The following is an 18,555-nucleotide window of genomic DNA, read 5'->3' on the forward strand; positions in this document are numbered from 1 at the left end:
GCAGTTAAAGTGACCCGGCTGTTGCACCCGCAAGGGAAAGAAGCAAGCAGAAGCAACTCTTGCAATATGACGCGCCTTTGCGACTTCACCGCTAATTTCAGACGGTTGTCGGAAGGGGCGGGAGCCCTTGAGGAACCCTTGATGGGATGCTACGGAGAAGAATGGATTCCGGAGCTTGCCGTGCAGGGATTGAGGGTATCACTTATCCTAGGAGGTTGGTCGCATGAATCTGGTGCCTATAGTCGTTGAACAGACGAATCGGGGAGAACGGTCTTACGATATTTACTCCCGTCTTTTGAAGGATCGGATTATCTTTCTGGGAAGTGCGATCGACGACGATGTTGCGAATTCCATCATCGCACAGCTGCTCTTCTTGGCAGCGGACGATCCTGAGAAGGATATCCATCTGTACATCAACTCACCGGGCGGTTCAGTAACCGCAGGCATGGGTATTTATGATACAATGCAATTCATTAAGCCGGATGTATCGACGATTTGCGTCGGCCTGGCAGCCAGCATGGGCTCGCTCCTGCTGACAGCGGGCGCGAAGGGCAAGCGTCTCTCGCTTCCTAACAGCGAGGTTATGATCCATCAGCCGCTAGGCGGCGTACGCGGTCAAGCATCAGATATCAAGATCCATGCAGACTGGATCCTGAAGACAAAGCAGAAGCTGAATAACATTTATGTGGATCGTACGGGACAGCCTTATGAGAAGATCGACCGCGATACGGACCGTGACTTCTTCATGAGTGCCGAAGAGGCATTGAATTACGGCCTTATCGACAGAGTCGTCACGTCGAATGTCCTGTAACGAATAACGAAGGGGTGATCCCATGTTCAAATTTAACGACGAGAAGGGCCAGTTGAAATGTTCTTTCTGCGGCAAGTCGCAAGATCAAGTGCGGAAGCTTGTTGCTGGTCCAGGCGTCTATATATGTGATGAGTGCATCGAGCTGTGCACAGAAATCGTTGAAGAGGAGCTTGGCCACGAGGAGGAGCTGGATCTCAAGGATATTCCGAAGCCGATGGATATCCGCAATATTCTTGACTCGTATGTCATTGGCCAGGATCAAGCGAAGAAGTCGCTTGCCGTTGCTGTATACAACCATTACAAGCGGATCAATTCCCAGAACAAGCTGGAGGATGTGGAGCTGCAGAAGAGTAATATTCTTCTAGTAGGCCCGACGGGATCCGGTAAGACGCTGCTTGCCCAGACAATGGCCAAAATTCTGAACGTTCCGTTTGCGATTGCGGACGCAACCTCGCTCACAGAAGCGGGTTATGTCGGCGAGGACGTTGAGAACATTCTGCTGAAGCTGATTCAAGCGGCTGATTATGATGTGGAGAAAGCCGAGCGCGGCATTATCTATATAGACGAGATTGATAAAGTAGCGCGCAAATCGGAGAACCCATCCATTACCCGTGATGTTTCAGGCGAGGGCGTTCAACAGGCGCTGCTCAAAATTTTGGAGGGCACGGTTGCATCTGTTCCGCCTCAGGGCGGGCGCAAGCATCCCCACCAGGAGTTTATCCAAATCGATACGACGAATATTCTGTTCATTTGCGGCGGTGCTTTTGACGGACTTGAACAGCTTATTAAGCGCCGGATCGGCAAGAAGGTCATCGGTTTTAACATCGGTGGCGACAATACGAAGGATCTGAAAGCCGGGGAGTATCTGTCCATGGTGCTGCCTGAGGATCTGCTCAAATTCGGCTTGATTCCCGAGTTTGTGGGCCGTCTGCCGGTTATCTCGACATTGGAGCCGCTTGACGAGCCAGCGCTTGTGCGTATTCTCTCCGAGCCTAAGAATGCGCTGATGAAGCAATATCAGAAGCTGCTGGAGATGGATAACGTCAAGCTTGAGTTTGAGCCTGCTGCTCTTGATGCAATAGCTAAAGAAGCAATCAAGCGAAATACGGGCGCGCGCGGCTTGCGGGCGATTATCGAAGGGATCATGCTGGATGTCATGTACGAAGTTCCTTCGCGCGATGACGTCAATACCTGCCTGATTACCGAGAAGGTTGTGCAGGAGCGGATTATGCCTGAATTGTCTGCGAAGAAAGGCAAGAAGAAGGAAGAAAGCGCCTGAACCAATACACACGGTTAAATATCCACCTTTGCCAATAAGCGGCTATAATAGCCGCTTCCGCAGGGGTGGACTTTGACGTTCATGGGAGAGGTTACCTGATGTATTCAAGAAAAGATACCGTACCGGTAAAGGTAGGGCCGCTGACTATAGGCGGCAGCGACGAAGTCATCATTCAGAGCATGTGCACGACCAAGACAGCAGATGTCGAAGCCACGGTTGCGGAGATACTGCGTCTTGAAGAAGCCGGCTGTCAAGTTGTCCGCGTAACTGTGAACAATGTGGAAGCAGCCGAAGCAATCAAGGAAATCAAGAAGCGCATTCATATCCCGCTAGTCGCGGATATTCACTTTGACCACCGCCTTGCTCTGCTTGCCATTGAGAACGGCATCGACAAGGTGCGGATCAATCCGGGCAACATCGGACGCCGCGAGAAGGTAGAAGCTGTTGTGAAGGCTTGCAAAGAGAAGGGAATACCGATTCGTATTGGAGTTAATGCGGGATCGCTGGAGAATCATTTGCTGGAGAAGTACGGGTATCCGACTCCTGAAGCAATGGTTGAAAGCGCCCTGTTCCATATCGGCATCTTGGAAGAGCTTGATTTTCACGATATTATCGTATCGCTCAAAGCATCCGATGTTCCTATGGCGATTGCTGCCTACCGTATGGCTGCCGAGCAAATCCGCTACCCGCTGCATCTTGGCATTACAGAAGCGGGTACACTGCATTCAGGAACGATCAAGAGCTCTGCCGGCATCGGTGCCCTGTTGTCGATGGGTATCGGCAATACGGTCCGCATCAGCCTGAGCGCTGACCCTGTTGAAGAGGTGAAAGTTGCGCGCGAGCTTCTCAAATGCTTCGGACTTATTACGAATGCGGCAACCTTGGTATCCTGTCCGACTTGCGGGCGTCTTGATATTGATCTGTTCTCCATTGCCAATGAGGTGGAGGAGTATATCAGCAAGATCAAAGTGCCGATCAAAGTATCCGTGCTTGGCTGTGCGGTGAATGGTCCTGGAGAGGCGCGTGAGGCCGACATCGGAATTGCAGGCGCACGGGGCGAGGGCATGCTGTTCCGATACGGAGAGATGATCCGGAAGGTGCCAGAGGCGGATCTGCTGTCAGAGCTGAAGAAGGAGATCGACGAAATCGTTCGGGTATTCGAGGCAACAGGAGAAATTCCTGGCCGCCAGCAGCATTCCATACCCTCTTCATAAATAAAGCATAGACTTCAAACTTTACATTCATAATGCGATTATTCCATCCGGCAAGGGGCAATACTGACAAGTATGAGTCCTGTTAAGCCGGATGTTTTTGTTTAACAGCTTTTTTCTTTGAGAGGAGCGTAATCGCGATGAATTTAAGTTTGATTTTGATGCTGATTCAAGTTTTTTTTGCTATTGTGATCGGTCTGTATTTTTGGAATTTGCTGCGCAATCAGAAGACGAACCGAACAGCGGTTGACAGAGAGTCGCGCAAGGAGATGGACAAGCTCCGCAAGCTGCGCTCGGTCTCGCTAACCAAGCCGTTATCGGAGAAAACTAGGCCGCAATCGATTCAAGATATCATTGGCCAGATTGACGGATTGCGTGCGCTTAAAGCTGCTTTATGCAGCGCGAACCCTCAGCATGTCATTATTTATGGCCCTCCAGGAGTCGGCAAGACAGCTGCAGCCCGGGTTGTGCTGGAGGAGGCGAAGAAGAACCCGTCATCCCCGTTTCAAGCCGATGCGAAGTTTACGGAGATCGATGCTACGACAGCGCGGTTCGATGAGCGCGGAATTGCCGATCCGCTTATTGGATCTGTTCACGATCCCATTTATCAAGGTGCGGGAGCGATGGGTGTAGCTGGCATTCCACAGCCCAAGCCTGGTGCGGTGACCAAAGCGCATGGCGGCATGCTCTTTATTGACGAGATCGGAGAGCTTCATCCCACACAGATGAATAAGCTGCTCAAGGTGCTTGAGGATCGCAAGGTGTATCTGGAGAGCGCTTATTACAGCTCGGAGGATTCCAACGTTCCGATGTATATCCACGATATTTTTCAGAATGGTCTGCCTGCGGACTTCCGTCTTGTAGGTGCGACAACCCGCTCTCCGCAGGAGCTGCCGCCAGCGCTCAGGTCGCGTTGCATGGAAATTTACTTCCGGCCGCTTCTTGCGGACGAGATCGGTCAAATCGCTGTGAACGCGCTCAAAAAAATCGGGCTGCCGCCATGCCAGGAGGCGATCGATGTTGTGAAGCGCTATGCGACCAATGGCCGCGAAGCCGTTAATATGATCCAATTGGCTGCTGGCCTCGCCTTGTCCGAGAAACGGGATACGGTTGCAGCGGCGGATATTGAATGGGTTGCGAACAGCAGCCAAATCCCTCCGCGTCCTGACCGGAAGATACCTGCTTCTCCACAAGTCGGTTTTGTTAACGGCCTGGCTGTTTATGGACCTAATATGGGGACGCTGCTGGAGATTGAAGTCAGTGCCATTCCGACCAAAGCCGGAAGAGGCCAGTTTACGATTACAGGAGTCGTCGATGAAGAAGAGCTCGGCGGCGGGAACAGAACATTAAGGCGCAAAAGTATGGCGAAGGGTTCAGTGGAGAATGTTCTTACTGTATTAAGACGGAGCGGGCTCAAGCCGGAAAACTTCGATCTGCATATTAACTTCCCGGGAGGAACGCCCATTGACGGTCCTTCCGCCGGTATCGCGATGGCGACGGCAATCACTTCGGCTATTAAGGATGAGCCTGTCGACAATAAGCTGGCAATGACCGGAGAGGTCGGAATCCATGGCAATGTGAAACCGGTAGGCGGAGTACTGGCTAAGGTAGAGGCTGCTTTTCAAGCCGGGGCTGAGACTGTAATTATCCCGCGAGAGAACTGGCAGGCAATATTCGCTGACTTGAAAGGGCTGCAAGTTATCCCGGTTGAGCATATTGATGAGGTGTTCAAGCATGTGTTTGCCGCGCAGGAATCGCATATTTCGGCGATTGGACCGGCTGTCGGCAGCGATGTCTTTATAGCGACTGGCCTCCCTTATTTGCAGGCTGATTCCGTTGAGTGATAAAATAGTAATTATAAGAGGTTTGCCGCACACATAATGGCAGGTAAACTTCAACGATGGAGGTGCTGGTTATGGGACCTGCTAAATGGAAAGGCCGTCGGCTGCCCCTTCTGCCGCTCAGAGGGCTCCTTGTATACCCCAGCATGGTGCTCCACCTTGATGTGGGTAGGGAAAAGTCCGTACGCGCGTTAGACCGTGCAATGCTTGACGATCATATGATTCTGCTTTGTTCACAATCGGAGGTCAATATTGAAGAACCGACGCAAGAAGATATATATCGCGTAGGTACAATCGCTCGTGTCAGACAGATGCTCAAGCTGCCGAATGGAACTATTCGCGTGCTGGTGGAGGGTGTTGTCCGCGCAGAGGTGATGAATTATTTGCCGACCGAGGACTTCTACGAAGTAACTGTAAAGGAGCTTCCGGAGACCGAGTCTACAGATCCCGAGATCGATGCGCTCATGCGAACGGTGTTGAATCAGTTCGAGCATTATATTAATTTGTCGAAGAAAGTGACACCGGAGACTCATGCGGCTGTCTCTGATATCGATGAGCCAGGACGATTGGCGGATGTGATTACAAGCCATCTGTCGCTTAAGATCAAGGATAAGCAGGACATTCTGGAGACGATCGATGTCCGGGCGCGGCTGGAGAAGCTGCTTGATATTCTGAACAATGAGCGTGAAGTGCTGGAATTGGAACGCAAAATAAGCCAGCGCGTCAAGAAGCAGATGGAGAAGACGCAGAAGGAATATTATTTGCGCGAACAGATGAAGGCCATTCAGAAGGAACTGGGCGAGAAGGAAGGCCGTGCCGGGGAAGTGGAGGAGCTGCGCTCCCAGCTGGCAGAATCTGAATTGCCGGACAAAGTAAGAGAGAAGGTCGAGAAAGAAATCGACCGGCTCGAGAAGATGCCGTCAACCTCAGCCGAGGGCGGCGTTATCCGCAATTATATCGATTGGTTGTTATCTCTCCCCTGGAGCAAGAATACAGAGGATGATCTCAGTGTAGCCAAGGCCGAGGCGATCCTGAATGAGGATCATTACGGATTGGAGAAGCCTAAGGAGCGTGTGCTGGAATACTTGGCGGTACAACAGCTCGTGAAGAAGCTCAAAGGACCTATTCTCTGCCTTGTAGGCCCGCCGGGAGTGGGTAAAACATCGATGGCCCGCTCCATCGCCAAGTCGCTGGGGCGCCAATTTGTTCGCATATCGCTTGGCGGTGTTCGGGATGAAGCCGAAATTCGGGGGCATCGGCGCACCTATGTCGGCGCTATGCCCGGACGCATCATACAAGGGATGAAGACAGCAGGTACCGGCAATCCGGTGTTTCTGCTGGATGAGATAGACAAGATGGCGATGGACTTCCGTGGAGATCCTGCATCTGCACTCCTGGAGGTATTGGATCCGGAACAGAACAGCACATTCAGTGATCATTTCATCGAGGTGCCGTTCGATCTCTCCAATGTGATGTTCATTACGACTGCCAATGCCATTCACAATATTCCCCGCCCGCTTCTCGACAGGATGGAAGTGCTGTATATTCCAGGCTATACCGAGCTTGAGAAAACGCAAATTGCAGGCCGTTATCTGCTGCCTAAGCAGAAGCGTGAGCACGGGCTTGAAGAGGGGCAGCTGGAGTTTCAAGATGAGGCGCTGCTTGGGCTTATCCGCGAGTACACGCGCGAATCAGGCGTGCGGAATTTGGAGCAGCAGGTTGCCGCCATCTGCAGGAAGGCTGCCAAAGCTATTGTCTCTAATGAGGCAGAAGGCACGATTCAAGTCGATGCAGCCAAGGTTAAAGAATGGTTGGGGCCACCTAAATTCCGCTATGGCATGGCGGAGCTGGAGGATCAGGTTGGAGCCGTAACGGGACTTGCTTGGACGGAAGTGGGCGGCGATACGCTTGTTATCGAGGTAACCGTGTTGCCGGGCAGCGGGAAGCTGACACTTACCGGCCAATTAGGCGACGTGATGAAGGAATCAGCCCAGGCGGCCTTCAGCTATACACGCTCGAGATCCAAAGAGCTGAATATCGAGCCTGACTTCCATGAGAAGAACGATATTCATATCCATATACCGGAAGGTGCAATTCCCAAAGATGGACCGTCAGCGGGGATTACTATGGCTACTGCACTAATCTCAGCCTTGACCGGAAGGCTTGTCTCCAGGGAAGTAGCAATGACGGGTGAGATCACGCTGCGCGGCCGCGTCCTGCCAATCGGGGGACTCAAAGAGAAATCGCTTGCGGCCCACCGCGCCGGTATCAAGACCGTGCTGCTCCCGAAGGACAACGAGCGGGATTTGCGCGATATTCCGGAGAGTGTGAAGAATGATTTGAATTTTATACCGGTAGGTAGTATGGATGAAGTGCTGTCGCATGCGCTGGCCAAAACACCTATCGAAGAAACAACGTCGCATACGCACTAGTGTCCTCCTTATAAGGCCGGGAAGTGCCTCAGGGACGCTAAGAAAGCAGGTTAACCACCGTTATGAACATTACTCAAGCCGAATTTATTATAAGCGCCGTGAAGCCTCATCAATATCCTGAGGACGCCTTGCCAGAGATCGCTCTGGCAGGGCGTTCCAATGTAGGCAAATCGTCGCTGATCAACAAGATGATTCAACGCAAAAGCTTAGCCAGAACCAGCTCGCAGCCAGGGAAAACGCAGCAGCTCAATTATTATCGCATTAATGAGCAGATCTATTTTGTCGACTTTCCCGGCTATGGCTATGCGAAGGTATCCAAGGTACAGCGCCAGCAATGGGGAGATATGATAGAGCTGTATATCCGGGAGCGGGAGCCGCTCAAGCTGCTGCTTCTTATTATTGATGTCAGGCATCCTCCTTCCAAGGATGACTGCCTGATGTACAATTGGCTCAAGCACTATGATATACCCGTGTGTGTCGTTGTGACGAAGGCCGATAAAATTCCGCGCAGCAAATGGGATAAGCATGTCAAAATGGTTAAAACAGCGCTGGAAGCAGATCCCCGTGATACGTTTGTCCTCTTCTCCTCCGAGACGGGACTTGGACGGGAGCAATTATGGGACGTTATTCTTAAAGCGATTGAGGATGGAGAAGAAAGCGTGTGAAGTTCCGTTACAATAGTGAGGATAACGCATAAAAGCAAGCACTCATCGTAAAATCTCACGGATTTTTCAGAAATATGCGAGAATATCACGAGCAGCGGGCAGGAATAAAGAGCTCCGATCGGGTATAATATACTTAAACAGAATGTTAACACAGGTGTTAGTTTAAAGAATTGAGGAGATTTTTATGGCTCAGCGGATAGCCACGGAGTATGTCAAAGCTTCTCTAGAATTAACGGCTGAAGAGATGGCGGGATTTGTCCGATTTTTTGAAGACCAGCATATTAGACAGCAGGTGCGGGTGCTCGATAACGGCAATCACGAAATGTTTCTTGAGGACGACGCAGGGCGGGAAGAAATCCGCTTAACGTTCAAGCGTCAGCAGGATCGGTATGTGTGTGAGATGTCCTGCCGGTTGATGCATCCTAAGCTAACGAATGCGATGCGCAAAGCGATATCGACATTCCGAGGGGATGCAATTGTGAATCGCATTTATCCGACTTATACGATGACCTATCATTATGAGCAAGGCGCTGTACGCTCGATTCATGAGAATACAAACGGGGAAACAAGAGTTGTATTCCAGTACAAGAATACGATTGGGCAGCTGGAAGCGCAGTTCCGCAGCAATGAGGTGGAGCGTGAGATTGGCGCTATCCAGAACACCATCAACGAACTGCTTGATATGCGCAATCAGTGCAGTGACCGCACCCAAATTGCCATCATTGACGAGCGGCTCAAGGAACAGACAAAACAGTTGTTTGTACGTGAAGCATAACTCGAGACTGAGCATATACTAGGTGTTAAAGCCGCTTAATTGGCGGCTTTTTCAATTGGAACAAAAGCTGCGGCCCGTTAAAAAAACAATTACAGTCAAGGTACAAAAAATAACTGTTGCATTTCTTCGCGATAGATGTTATTTTTATTTTCGTTGAAATGAATAATAGGAACCAGGATTCACTCAGGACATGTAATGTTGCGAGAGATTATTCCCTCGGGCAGTGAATGACGTAGGTCCTAGCGGATGAAATTTTTCAAACATTTTATTCCTAGGAAGGGGGAACCGAAAGATGGAATACTCAACTTTCGGAAGACACGTTGCTGTTGATACATGGGGTGTAGATTTCGACCTGCTCAACAACGCGGAATTTTTGCAAGCCCATATGGTGGAGGCTGCAGAAGCATGCGGCGCTACCGTACTCTCTGTGCAAGCCAAGCAATTTGAGCCACAAGGAGCAACTGTGCTCGTAATGCTGTCGGAAAGTCATCTCTCGATTCATACGTATCCAGAAAGAGGCTTCGCTGCTCTTGACTGTTATACGTGTGGAGAAACAGTGGATCCGCAACTCGCGATCGACTACATGATTTCTGTATTGAAACCAACGACAACTCATGCCAAGAAGCTTGTTCGCGGTATGGGAGAGCTGCAAGTCGTCGAACCAGATATGAAACAAGCTGAGCTTGTTAAAAGCTAAATAAACCAATTTCAAAATGACTTGGAGAAATCCGGGTCATTTTTTTATATGCATGGCTATTTTCAAATAATTTTCATATTTGCAGGGGTACATGATGTCGAACTGTGCTATACTAAATGTTGAAAAATGATCGCAGAGGCAGGTGAACGCGCATGCACATTATTGTTGTCGGATTGAACTACCGGACAGCTCCCGTCGAAGTCAGGGAACGGTTTACGTTTGCTGATCGGGATTTGCCGGAAGCTCTTAGGCAGCTTCAGCATACGAAAAGCATCATGGAATGTGTCATAGTGGCGACCTGTAATCGCACTGAGCTATATGCCGTTGTCGATCGGCCTCATCTATGCGGCCACTACATTCGCAACTTCATGGAGCAATGGTTCAAGCTGCCGAGAGAGCAGTTCACGAATCATTTATATATGTACGAGGATGAGAAGGCCATTGACCATCTGTTCCGCGTCACATGCGGATTGGATTCTATGGTAATCGGCGAGACGCAAATTCTCGGACAAGTCCGCAACTCGTTCCTGCTGGCGCAGGAGCAGAAGACGACGGGCACACTTTTTAACACCTTGTTCAAGCAAGCTGTTACATTGGCCAAGCGGGCCCATTCGGAAACTTCTATCGGCGAAGCGGCCGTCTCGGTCAGTTATGCGGCCGTTGAGCTCGGCAAACGGATCTTTGGACATTTTGGCGGGAAGACGGTTATGATTGTGGGCGCAGGGAAGATGAGCGAGCTTACAGCGAAGCATCTGTACTCGAACGGCGTTGATCGTGTCTTCGTCGTTAATCGAACCTATGACCGCGCGACTCAGCTTGCAGACAAGTTCAATGGGATACCGCTGTCAATGGCAGAGGCGGTTGGCAAGCTGAATGAAACAGACATCGTGATCAGCTCTACCGGTTCAGATGGGTATGTGCTGGTACGGGAGCAGGTTGCTGCTGCGATGCAGAAGCGCAAATCCAGACCGCTCTTCATGATTGATATAGCTGTTCCTCGTGACCTGGATCCGGGAATCGCATCGGTTGAGAATGTGTTCTTGTATGATATTGACGATCTGGAAGGGATTGTAGAGAGCAACCTGGAGCAGCGCCGCCTTGAAGCAGCGAAGATCGAGACATTCATTACTGCAGAGATGGAAGCTTTCCGTCAATGGTACAAGACGCTCGGCGTTGTCCCGCTCATTCGTGCCCTGCAGGATAAAGCTGCAGCGATTCATGAAGAAACGATGGACAGCATGTACAAGAAGCTGCCGGATCTTGATGATCGGGAGCGCAAGATCATCCGCAAGCTAACCAAGAGCATTGTGAACCAGATGATGCAGGATCCTATTCTGCGGATTAAGGAGCTTGCTGGCGAGAAGCATGGCGATGATGCAATGGAGATGTTTGTGAAATTATTTGCATTGGAAGAGACGCTTGCAGAAGCGAAGGAACAGCAGCGCAAGACGGAGCTGCATGAAGTGAAATTACCAACTGTGCAGGCGGCTGATTCGGCTCCAGCGTTCGGCAAGAGCTTGAATGCCAAGGGAGTGCAGGGTGCAATCGCCGGTGCAACAACATAAGATGAAGACAGCCGCTCCATATGCGGCAAGCAGGCGGCGACAGGCCGCCGTTTCGCTATCATGAGATCGAAATGCAATGCTCGTGGAGGCGCTTATGATCACGCAGAATTGGCTATATGATGCTATGCTTTATATTTACGCCCTGAGCCTCCTGTTTTACTTTTCCGATTTCGTTGATCGCAATCGGCAGGCAAAACGGATGGGAACAGGGCTCCTTATTTTCGTTTGGGTACTGCAGACTATTTTTCTCATCCACCGGATTATTTCTCATTTCAATCTGTCGTTCTTGTCCTTATTTGAATATATGTTGTTCTTCTCATGGCTGCTTGTAACGATATCGCTTGTTATTAGCCGGTTTTTCCGTATTGAGTTTATTGTTTTTTTTGTCAACGTTGCGGGCTTTGCGGTACTTACACTTAATTTGTTCGGCATCCGCTCCGGAGTTTCCATGGAACCTTGGCAGCTGGCGCGAGAAATGCTCGTTGTCCATGTCAGCCTGATGATCTGCGCTTACGCTGTTCTAACCATCGGAGCGATCTTCTCCGGCATGTATTTGTTTCTTCACGGCAGACTGAAGAGCAAGCGTTGGAGCAAGTCTGTTCAGCGGCTGCCAAGCCTTGATGTTATCAATCGGTTAATGTACCGATTCGTACTGGTCGGAACCCCTCTGTTAACGATGTCGCTCGCTGTGGCAGTAACCTCCATCATGGTAGAAGGACGGTACGGGCTGCTGTTGGATTTGAAGGTTATTGCCTCATTCGTAGCTCTGGTGCTTTATATTTGGAATATGCTTCATTATCGGTGGTTCGACAGTCCAAGCTGGAAGACAGCGAGGTGGAATTTAATTTGTTTTGCGGTGCTTTTGTTTAATTTGCTCATTAATGAAGCCTCTTCGTTTCATAACTGGTCTTGATGAGAACTTTCAATGAGACGGTGCGCGGCCAATGATCTTCGATTTGTACTTGGAAGGGGTCCGGATGAATGGGCTACTATCCTGTGATGCTTGATGTTCGCGGGAAGCGATGTGTCGTCATTGGCGGCGGTGCAGTAGCAGAACGCAAAGTTCGAGGTCTGCTCGCAGCCGGAGCGGATGAGCTGCTGGTCGTCAGTCCTCATATTACGCAAGGTCTGGGGCAACTGCATGAAGCCGGGTCTATCCGGCATGAGAGCAGGGAATACCTAGATAAGGATCTGATCGGGGCGTCGCTCGTTATTGCGGCAACGAATGCAAGGGAAGCCAATGAGGCGGTTGCATTGGCGGGCAGAGCTGCCGGAGCCTGGGTCAATGTGGCGGATGAGGCTGGCCAGGGTGATTTTGTTACACCTGCTGTTGTAAGGCGCGGTGAGCTGCTTGTCGCCGTGACGACAGGAGGCGCAAGTCCTGCATTCACAGTTCGTATGAAACGCGAGCTTGAGGCGTTGTACGGGGAGGATTACGGGCAACGTCTTATTCTGCTGCGTCAGCTCAGAGAGCGGGTGCTGAACCAGGAAACGGATGAAGCGCGAAGACAAGCCATCCTGCGATTGGCGGCTGAGGAGATGGCGGGCGGCATTCCAGCAGAACTATTCGGGAATGATGCAATCGATGGTTGGATGGCAAGATTAGAGCTAATGGTCGACGGGAGGCATACATAATGGCATATATGAGGGACGGAAGGCGTATTATCGTCGTGGGAACGCGGCAAAGCGCATTGGCGCTCACGCAAACGGGACAAGTGATAGACCAGCTAAAGGCGCTTTGTGCTTCGCATGGGCTGGATTATGATTTTGAGATTCGCAAAATAGTAACTAAAGGCGACCGCATTCTCGATGTAACGTTGTCAAAAGTAGGCGGCAAGGGACTCTTCGTGAAGGAGATCGAGCAAGCGCTCTTTGACGGGGAGATTGATCTGGCTGTACACAGCATGAAGGATATGCCATATGCACTTCCGGAGGGATTGGTCAATGGGGCGATCCCTAAGCGTGTGGATCCACGGGATTGTCTGATTAGCAAGGACGGACTTTCATTGGATGGGCTTCCGCATGGCGCCAAGGTGGGAACAAGCAGCTTGCGGAGAGCCTGTCAGCTCAAGCGGGCGCGGGCTGATCTGCAGATCGAATCGATCAGAGGCAATATTGATTCACGCATCCGCAAGCTGGATACGGAAGGCTTCGACGCCATTGTGCTGGCAGCGGCGGGACTGCACCGGATGGGCTGGGAAGACAAGATATCGTCTTATTTGCCTGCCGACATTTCGGTTCCGGCAGTGGGCCAGGGGGCTTTAGGCATCGAATGCCGTGGCGACGACCCGGGGGTGCTGGAGCTGCTTGCGCTGTTGAATGACCGGGATACGGCATTAACCGTACGTGCTGAACGGAGCTTTCTCGGGGCACTGAACGGTGGCTGCCAAATCCCTATTGGCGCTTATGCGACCTTGATTGAACCGCTGGATGGCCATGCTGGAGAGGGGATCGAGCTCACAGGTATTGTAGGCTTGCCTGACGGCTCGGTAATGCTCAAAGAAACGCTGCAGGGGAATGACCCTGAGCAGCTTGGAATCAGGTTGGCGGATGCGTTGAAGGCAAGAGGGGCAGAGCGCATCTTAGTTGAATTTGGGGGATGAACGGAACGATGGAGAAGGTGAAAGGGAAAGTATACCTCGTCGGTGCGGGCCCCGGAGATCCGAAGCTGATTACAGTTCGGGGACAAGAGTGCATCCAGGCATGCGATGTTGTTGTATATGACCGTCTGGCAAGTCCGCGATTGCTTAAATTTCTGAAGCCGGGAGCCGAGAAGGTCTATGTCGGCAAGCTTCCTGACCGCCACACGATGAAGCAGGAAGAGATCAACCAGCTTCTTGTCGATCTGGCGCTCCAGGGCAAGATTGTGACCAGGCTTAAAGGCGGCGATCCAACCATCTTCGGCCGTGTCGGCGAAGAAGCGGAGCTTCTGTATGACAATGGCATTGAATTCGAAATTATACCTGGCATAACATCGGCAATCGCAGTGCCGGCCTATGCAGGCATTCCGGTGACGCATCGGGATCTTGCCTCCTCCCTGTCGATCATTACCGGACATGAAAGCCCGGATAAGCTGGATCGCAGCATTCATTGGGATAAGGTGACGAATGCAACGGGGACACTGGTCTTTCTGATGGGTGTTGCCAAGATCGGCTATATTGCCGAGCAGCTGATCCGCCATGGCAAATCGCCGGAAACGCCTGTAGCGCTTATCCGGTGGGGCACACGAGTTGAGCAGCGCACCGTTGTCGGCACACTCCAGACGATAGAAGCGATTGTTGCGGAGGCGAACTTCAAGCCGCCGGCAGTTATCGTTGTCGGAGAGGTGGTTAAGCAGCGGGAGAAGCTGAGATGGTACGAGCGCAAGCCGTTGTTCGGCACAAGAATAATGGTTACAAGGGCCAGAGCGCAGAGCAGCGACCTGTCCGACCGTATAGAAGAGCTGGGCGGCGAGCCATGCGAATTTCCTGTAATCGAGACAAGAGAGCCGTCGCAGCCGGCAGTTGTTGAAGCGGTGGAGACGGCATTGCGGGATGCCGCCCGCTATGACTGGCTGATGTTTACAAGTGTGAATGGCGTTGAATATTTCTTTGGCTGGATTAAGAAGCTGGGTATTGATATCCGGGCATTCCACAAGGCGCGAATTGCGGCTGTTGGACCCAAGACAGCTGAAGCTCTGCAGCAGCGCGGGCTGCTGATCGATGTCCTGCCTGTCAAATTCCATGCGGAAGGATTGCTGGACAGCCTGAATGGCAGTCTTGAGGCAGGACAGTGCGTGCTGCTGCCGCGGGGAGATCTGGCACGTGAGGTGCTCCCACGCGAGCTGGAGGCTAAGGGTCTGGAGGCAGTCGAGATTGATGTATATGAGACGATAATCGCTGAAGATCAGGAGAGAGAAACGCTGGAGCTGCTCCTGAGCAAGAAGGTGGACGTTATTACATTCGCAAGCTCCTCCACGGTTACAAATTTGCTTGCTGTCATGGAGCGGATGGGGGTAGACAATCCTCAAAGCGTACTGGAGCAAGCGGATATTGCCTGTATCGGTCCTCTGACAGCGAAGACGGCTGCTGACGCTGGCTTGCGCGTTACGATTCAACCGGAGGAAGCAACTATTGACGCACTTATAGAGGCGATTGCAGCCGCAAGAATGGCTAATCAACGGACGAAAGCAAAGGAGGCTCCTGAAGAATGAGCTACCCCATTACGAGACACCGCAGACTGCGCAGAACCTCTGCCCTTCGCAGTCTGGTTCGCGAGACGCAGCTGACGGTTAATGATTTCATCTATCCTTTATTTGTTACACACGGAACGGGAGTGAAGGAAGAGATTCCTTCCATGCCGGGCGTTTATCATCTGTCGCTTGATCTGCTGAAAGCGCAAATCGATGCAGTTGTAGCGTCAGGCGTGCAGGCTGTATTGGTTTTTGGTGTGCCGGATTCCAAGGATGCGGCAGGAACCTCAGCGTACGATGAGAAAGGGATTGTCCAGCAAGCCATTCGCGCTATTAAAGGTTGGGCTCCAGGGCTAGTCGTAGTAGCAGATACCTGCTTATGCCAATTTACGGATCATGGGCATTGCGGCCTCATCCATCATGATAAGCATACAGGGGTTGCAGAGGTGGATAATGATCCGTCGCTGGAGCTGCTCGTTCGTGCGGCTGTCTCGCAGGCTGAGGCCGGGGCGGATATTATTGCTCCCTCCAATATGATGGACGGCTTTGTAGCTGCCATCCGTGATGGCTTGGATGCTGCCGGCTACGAAATGATTCCGATCATGTCTTATTCTGTGAAATACGCCTCGGCGTTCTACGGTCCATTCCGGGATGCCGCCCATTCTACACCGCAATTCGGCGACCGCAAGACGTATCAAATGGACCCGGCCAATGCGCGCGAGGCGCTTCGTGAAGCGGAGTCGGATGTTGTGGAGGGCGCTGATATGCTGATGGTTAAGCCGGCGCTGGCCTATCTCGACATCCTTCGCATGCTGAAGGAGCACTTTGATCTCCCGGTGGTGGCTTACAATGTGAGCGCGGAATATTCCATGGTGAAGGCTGCGGCAAGCAACGGCTGGATAGACGAGCGTGCTGTGGTGCTGGAGACGTTAACAGGAATGAAGCGTGCCGGGGCGGATCTGATAATCACTTACCATGCACTGGATGCCGCACGCTGGCTGAGAGGCGAATAAAGAAAGCGAACGCCTTAACGGTTAACCGTTAAGGCGTGACAGATCAAGCGTATAGTCGTTGGCCCCTACGTTGAGGATGAGACGATCCTGCAGATCCCGCAGCACTTGGGCTAGCGTCTGCTTGGGCACTCCGGCCATCTGGGCCAGCTCATCATAGTTCAGCGGAATTCGAATCGTTATGATGCTGCCAGACCGCTGGCCGTGACGATTGGCAAGCAGGATGAGATTCTTCAGCACTCTTGTTCTTGCATCCAGGAAAGTAAGATCATACACATGCTGATTGGTATCGCGCAGACGCCGGCAAAGCTCTGCCATAATATGACGGGTAATATCGAATTGCTGGCGGAGCAGCTCAAGGAACGGCTTGGCATGAACGGACAATACCGTCGTTGGCTCAAGCGTTTGCGCGGATGCGGAGCGGGGACGTCCGTCGAGCAGCGACAGCTCGCCGAAGCTCTCTCCTGCTCCAATAATCGACAGCACTTTCTCTTCGCCAGTGCTGCCGCGGGTGAAAATTTTGATGGAGCCTTTCAGCAGTACATAGAATGTATCGCCGGGATCGTTCTCATGAAACAACACGGTGCTGGCTGAGAATATTTGTTTGTCGGCAATGGATAAAATATGCTGCAGCTGTTCTTCGTTCAAGCTTTCGAAAAGCTGCACTTTTTTCAACATTTCGATCAATGTAATCCGCCTCTTCCATGTCGGTTTGTCAGTTATTACAACGATGACGATTCTCATTGAAGTGTACCACAGGAGTACGATTAAATAACAGGTAGGAGTGTCGAATTTGAGCGAAATTAATCGGAAGAGACAGGATCAACGTTCCAAGGCTGCCTTTGACAAAGCAAAGCAAGTCATTCCAGGCGGTGTGAATTCTCCGGTGCGTGCGTTTCGGTCTGTCGGTTTAACCCCTGTCTATATGGAACGTGGAGAAGGCTGCAGGGTGTATGACATAGACGGGAACAGCTATATTGATTATGTCGGATCCTGGGGTCCTCTCATTATGGGACATGCCCATCCTGACGTCATTGAAGCGATTAAGCGTACGGCGGAGAAGGGAACAAGCTTTGGTGCGCCAACGGAGCTGGAGACCGCTATGGCGGAGCTTGTCTGCGAGCGTGTTCCGTCTATTGAAGTGGTGCGGATGGTCAATTCCGGCACAGAGGCTACAATGAGCGTTCTTCGTCTGGCGCGCGGCTATACGAAACGGAACAAGATTCTGAAATTCGAGGGCTCCTATCATGGACATACCGACTCTTTGCTGATCAAGGCAGGATCAGGGGTCGCTACGCTCGGCCTGCCGGACAGCCCCGGTGTACCGGAAAGCGTAGCCTCCCATACCATTACGGTACCTTATAATGATCTGGAATCCGTGAAGCTGGCGTTCGAGAAATTCGGCGAGGAAATCGCCTGTATTATTGTTGAGCCTATTGCCGGCAATATGGGTGTCGTGCCGCCGCTGCCCGGATTTCTTCAAGGACTGCGCGAGGTAACGGAGCAATACGGCAGCCTGCTTATTTTCGACGAGGTTATGACCGGATTCCGGGTTCATTACCATTGTGCGCAGGGGCTGTATGGCGTCACCCCTGATCTGACCTGTCTTGGCAAAATAATCGGAGGCGGCTTGCCGGTCGGAGCCTATGGCGGCAAACGCGAGATTATGGAGATGATGGCGCCAAGCGGGCCGATTTATCAAGCAGGCACCTTGTCAGGCAATCCGTTAGCTATGGCAGCCGGATATACAACATTAAGCCTGTTGACTCCAGAGACGTACGAGCATTTGGAAAAACTGTCGGTACGCCTGCAGCGCGGCTTTGAAGCGAATGCGGCGAAGCATGGCGTGCCGGTGACTATCAATCGTGTCGGCTCCATGGTATGCCCGTTCTTCACAAAGGAGCATGTCATTAATTATGATACAGCGAAGCATGCCGATCTTGAGCGGTTCAAGGCGTATTTTGCCACGCTGCTGGATCTTGGCGTCAGTGTTGCTCCATCGCAGTATGAGGGGATGTTCGTCTCTGCTGTTCATGATGAGGCAGCGATAGATGCTACGATTGCAGCGAATGATGAAGCGCTTCGCAGATTGTAGGCT

Annotated in this window: 16 protein-coding genes; 15 read left to right on the forward strand and 1 reads right to left on the reverse strand. The window is 51.6% G+C overall.

Annotated elements, in window-relative coordinates:
• Nucleotides 1–223 precede the first annotated feature (223 nt).
• The 14 genes from clpP (at nt 224) to hemB (ending at nt 16,460) form a co-directional block, all read left to right on the forward strand.
• Nucleotides 224–811 carry an ATP-dependent Clp endopeptidase proteolytic subunit ClpP gene (gene clpP / locus K0T92_RS15710; protein ID WP_219873430.1) on the forward strand — a complete coding sequence of 196 codons (588 nt, stop codon included), beginning with the start codon at nt 224–226 and terminating at the stop codon, nt 809–811.
• 22 nt (nt 812–833) lie between these two features.
• The gene (gene clpX, locus K0T92_RS15715) at nt 834–2,090 is read left to right on the forward strand and encodes an ATP-dependent protease ATP-binding subunit ClpX (RefSeq protein ID WP_219873431.1); all 1,257 of its coding nucleotides are present in this window, start codon (nt 834–836) and stop codon (nt 2,088–2,090) included.
• Between the two features lie 98 nt (nt 2,091–2,188).
• Entirely contained in the window at nt 2,189–3,304 is a 1,116-nt protein-coding gene (gene ispG / locus K0T92_RS15720; RefSeq protein ID WP_219873432.1) for a flavodoxin-dependent (E)-4-hydroxy-3-methylbut-2-enyl-diphosphate synthase, read from the forward strand.
• Nucleotides 3,305–3,441: 137 nt separating this feature from the next.
• Nucleotides 3,442–5,145 carry an ATP-dependent protease LonB gene (gene lonB / locus K0T92_RS15725; protein WP_219873433.1) on the forward strand — a complete coding sequence of 568 codons (1,704 nt, stop codon included), beginning with the start codon at nt 3,442–3,444 and terminating at the stop codon, nt 5,143–5,145.
• A gap of 71 nt (nt 5,146–5,216) precedes the next feature.
• Nucleotides 5,217–7,574, forward strand: a complete 2,358-nt coding sequence (gene lon / locus K0T92_RS15730; RefSeq protein WP_219873434.1) for an endopeptidase La — start codon at nt 5,217–5,219, stop codon at nt 7,572–7,574.
• Nucleotides 7,575–7,636: 62 nt separating this feature from the next.
• Complete coding sequence (gene yihA, locus K0T92_RS15735) at nt 7,637–8,239, forward strand: ribosome biogenesis GTP-binding protein YihA/YsxC (protein WP_219873435.1); 603 nt, start codon at nt 7,637–7,639, stop codon at nt 8,237–8,239.
• Between the two features lie 184 nt (nt 8,240–8,423).
• On the forward strand, nt 8,424–9,014 hold the full coding sequence (locus K0T92_RS15740; RefSeq protein WP_219873436.1) for a non-ribosomal peptide synthetase module: 591 nt from the start codon (nt 8,424–8,426) through the stop codon (nt 9,012–9,014).
• A gap of 292 nt (nt 9,015–9,306) precedes the next feature.
• Nucleotides 9,307–9,711: an adenosylmethionine decarboxylase gene (gene speD, locus K0T92_RS15745; protein ID WP_219873437.1), complete on the forward strand. Its 405-nt coding sequence runs from the start codon at nt 9,307–9,309 to the stop codon at nt 9,709–9,711.
• 152 nt (nt 9,712–9,863) lie between these two features.
• On the forward strand, nt 9,864–11,276 hold the full coding sequence (gene hemA, locus K0T92_RS15750) for a glutamyl-tRNA reductase (RefSeq protein ID WP_219873438.1): 1,413 nt from the start codon (nt 9,864–9,866) through the stop codon (nt 11,274–11,276).
• A 199-nt stretch (nt 11,277–11,475) separates the two neighbouring features.
• The gene (gene ccsA, locus K0T92_RS15755) at nt 11,476–12,189 is read left to right on the forward strand and encodes a cytochrome c biogenesis protein CcsA (protein ID WP_343223721.1); all 714 of its coding nucleotides are present in this window, start codon (nt 11,476–11,478) and stop codon (nt 12,187–12,189) included.
• A 68-nt stretch (nt 12,190–12,257) separates the two neighbouring features.
• Nucleotides 12,258–12,911 (forward strand): precorrin-2 dehydrogenase/sirohydrochlorin ferrochelatase family protein, encoded by a 654-nt coding sequence (locus K0T92_RS15760; RefSeq protein ID WP_219873440.1) that lies wholly within the window; start codon nt 12,258–12,260, stop codon nt 12,909–12,911.
• Nucleotides 12,911–13,879, forward strand: coding sequence for a hydroxymethylbilane synthase (hemC, locus tag K0T92_RS15765; RefSeq protein ID WP_281423156.1), 969 nt, complete (start codon nt 12,911–12,913; stop codon nt 13,877–13,879). Before K0T92_RS15760 ends, hemC begins: the two co-directional genes overlap by 1 nt.
• Entirely contained in the window at nt 13,876–15,468 is a 1,593-nt protein-coding gene (cobA, locus tag K0T92_RS15770) for a uroporphyrinogen-III C-methyltransferase (protein WP_246628194.1), read from the forward strand. The genes hemC and cobA overlap by 4 nt, the downstream gene beginning before the upstream one ends.
• A complete protein-coding gene (gene hemB / locus K0T92_RS15775) occupies nt 15,465–16,460 on the forward strand; it encodes a porphobilinogen synthase (protein WP_219873441.1) in 996 nt (331 codons plus the stop codon). The genes cobA and hemB overlap by 4 nt, the downstream gene beginning before the upstream one ends.
• A 21-nt stretch (nt 16,461–16,481) precedes the next feature.
• On the opposite strand, the gene K0T92_RS15780 is transcribed toward hemB, so the two are convergent.
• Nucleotides 16,482–17,135: a Crp/Fnr family transcriptional regulator gene (locus tag K0T92_RS15780; RefSeq protein ID WP_246628203.1), complete on the reverse strand. Its 654-nt coding sequence runs from the start codon at nt 17,133–17,135 to the stop codon at nt 16,482–16,484.
• Nucleotides 17,136–17,250: 115 nt separating this feature from the next.
• Here K0T92_RS15780 and hemL point away from each other — a divergent pair, with 115 nt between their 5' ends.
• The gene (gene hemL, locus K0T92_RS15785) at nt 17,251–18,552 is read left to right on the forward strand and encodes a glutamate-1-semialdehyde 2,1-aminomutase (RefSeq protein WP_219873443.1); all 1,302 of its coding nucleotides are present in this window, start codon (nt 17,251–17,253) and stop codon (nt 18,550–18,552) included.
• Nucleotides 18,553–18,555 lie beyond the last annotated feature (3 nt).

This window comes from Paenibacillus oenotherae (genome assembly GCF_019443105.1).
GTDB lineage: Bacteria > Bacillota > Bacilli > Paenibacillales > Paenibacillaceae > Paenibacillus_Z > Paenibacillus_Z oenotherae.